Source organism: Paenibacillus sp. 01T422 (genome assembly GCF_056398785.1).
In genome coordinates, this window is sequence record NZ_JBFTQB010000901.1 from 1 (window position 1) to 2605 (window position 2605).

Annotated in this window: 2 protein-coding genes; both read left to right on the plus strand. The window is 44.4% G+C overall.

What is annotated here, in order from left to right; translation table 11 throughout:
• Window positions 1–97: 97 nt before the first annotated feature.
• Window positions 98–1696 carry a serine/threonine protein kinase gene (locus tag AC1DUA_RS33165; RefSeq protein WP_477503788.1) on the plus strand — a complete coding sequence of 533 codons (1599 nt, stop codon included), beginning with the start codon at window positions 98–100 and terminating at the stop codon, window positions 1694–1696.
• Window positions 1697–1783: 87 nt separating this feature from the next.
• Window positions 1784–2296 carry an acyl-CoA thioesterase gene (locus AC1DUA_RS33170; protein ID WP_477503789.1) on the plus strand — a complete coding sequence of 171 codons (513 nt, stop codon included), beginning with the start codon at window positions 1784–1786 and terminating at the stop codon, window positions 2294–2296.
• Window positions 2297–2605 lie beyond the last annotated feature (309 nt).

Here is a 2605-nt window from a genome sequence, read left to right on the forward strand (position 1 = left end):
CTTATAATCAAGGTAATTATTACTTGATGAAGGGGGCTTTTTTATCGTAGGTCATAAGAAGAATTGGATTGGAACCTGTATCGGTGGAAGATACCACATGGAATCTTTGTTAGGACAAGGGGGGATGAGTCAAGTTTACTTGGCAGAGGATCTGAAGTTGAAGGGCAAGAAATGGGCTGTTAAGGAAGTCCTTCCAATGGAACAAGAGGGAGCATCTTTCCTGGAGGAAGCAGAAATGCTCGCAACGCTTCATCATCCACAACTACCGCAGTTGGTCGATTATTTTACAACAGAAGATGGAACAGGTTTTTTGGTAATGGATTATATTCAGGGACCCACGCTGCAAGATTTATTTGAAGAAAAAGGGCGGGAATTACCTACTGCCAAAATCGTCCAAATCGCTTTTCAGTTATGCGATATGCTGCATTATCTGCACACATTTCAGCCTCGCCCGATTATATATCGGGATCTCAAGCCCTCCAATATTATGTTGAACGAGCAGTCGCAAGTTCGGCTAATCGATTTTGGCGTAGCGAGGCATTTCAAACAAGGCAAACAAACGGATACGATGCAAATGGGGACGATCGGTTTTGCTGCTCCTGAGCAATTTATGGGTTTACAAACCGATGCGCGTTCCGATTTATATTCGCTTGGTGCCATGCTGTATTACTTATTAACGGGTGGTCAGTACGCGTACCTCACCCATAAGACTTTGGATCAATTAAGCCCTGAGCTCCCGGAAGCACTTACTTCTACAGTTCGATTACTATTGCAAGAAAATCCCCAGCACCGCTGCCAATCCGCCATGGAAGTGAAGATGAGACTTCGTTCTATTTACCCCGACCCAGCACACACTGCGGAAATTCAAAATCACTCCAAACCATTGCAGGCACAAGATAAATTAATTGTTGTCGGTGGTCTTTTTGCTGGTGTCGGATCCACATTTCTGGCCGTTACGCTGGCTAGAATTTTAAACGCCATCCAGATCCCTAACGCATTGGTTGAACAGCCAACCATCGAACCTGATTTGTACATGCTTTTATACGGAGATTTGAAAGCCCCTAAGTCCTACCAATTTACTGCACATACTCAGAGGGATCAAGACCAAAGCCTAACTCCTTCGCCGACATGGGATAAAGGGTTCACGACATGGTTCCCCACTCATCCTGATGGATTCCATGGAGACTGGCAGCCCGCAGACTCTTTTAAGCTGCTGCATACGATCAAAAAGCCAATCGTCCTATGGGACGTATCGACTCAGTGGGAGCATCCTTCGGTGAAAGAAATCTGTCACAGTGCAGATGAAATTATCGTGGTACTCGACGCTTCCCCAGGAAAATGCAATCGGCCCAGTTCACGTGCGCATTTCGAGCTTTTCAACTCCTATCAGCAGCGTGGAAAAAAAGTGCGCTTTGTTGCTAATGGCAGCATGCAAAATCACTTTCGTAAGGAGTGGATGGCATCGCTTCCTGCTTCTCCGTTGTGCACATTGCCTGAGTTGCCTCGAGCTGAGGTCATGCGCGCAGTTTGGAAAGGAGAATGCATACAGGATCGGCACGAGGTGCTAGAACAATTAATGACAGCATTATCACCACTTATTAAGGAGATCCTACCAGGTAATCAATTACATGCTAACGATAGCAAGAAGACGAAGTTTTCCTTATTCTCAAAATTAAAAAAGATCAGCAATCGTTAAGTTATAACCAATTTTGACCAAACGAATGAGAAATATGCTATGATATTTCATGATCAAACAAGCTTGAAAGTAAAGGGGCAGTTAGTTATGGAACAAAGATTTGCCAGAGAATCTAGATGCTTCAAAACATCACGCATATTCCCGACCGATGTGAATAATCACAACACGCTGTTTGGCGGAAAACTGATGTCCTACATTGATGATATTGCTTCGATTGCTGCACATAAACATTGCCGGAGATCTGTTGTAACCGCCTCAACAGATTCGGTTGACTTTTTGTATCCGATCCACACTTCGGATTCTGTCTGTTTGGAATCATTTGTGACTTGGACGGGGAAAAGCTCGATGGAGGTTTTCGTGAAAGTTGTTACGGAGGACCTGAAGACYGGAGCAAGAAAAATTGCCGCGACTTCCTTCCTGACCTTTGTTGCTTTAGATGATAATAAAGTGCCTGTCGAGGTGCCTCAGGTGATGCCAGAGACAGAGGAAGAGACAAAACTGCATGAATCAGCACCGCAACGAGCAGAAATGAGACGTATTCGCAGAGGTGAGAGTAAAAGGTTGGCCGGATTTTTCACGATGAAATACCCTTGGGAATAAAAGGGATTGATTTTTCGGTAAAATGTGGTACAATTTGGATAAATTGTTGGACGAGCGGAAGCACCGCTGATTTTGGAGATCATCTCTCTGAAGTCGGCGCGTGCTTTTTTTGTTTTTCCTCAATGAGAAGGAGGATGATGCATTGAAAGTTGCAACTACGATTCGACTAGCGATCGTACTCGGAGTGATTGGTCTTGTATTAATCGGCAGCGGGGTGTATAGCCAATTCTCTTGATTTTAAGCGTATAGGAGGGGGTTTGGATGAAAAAGTTTCAGCTCTATGTATTAGATGATGACGAGGAATATGGC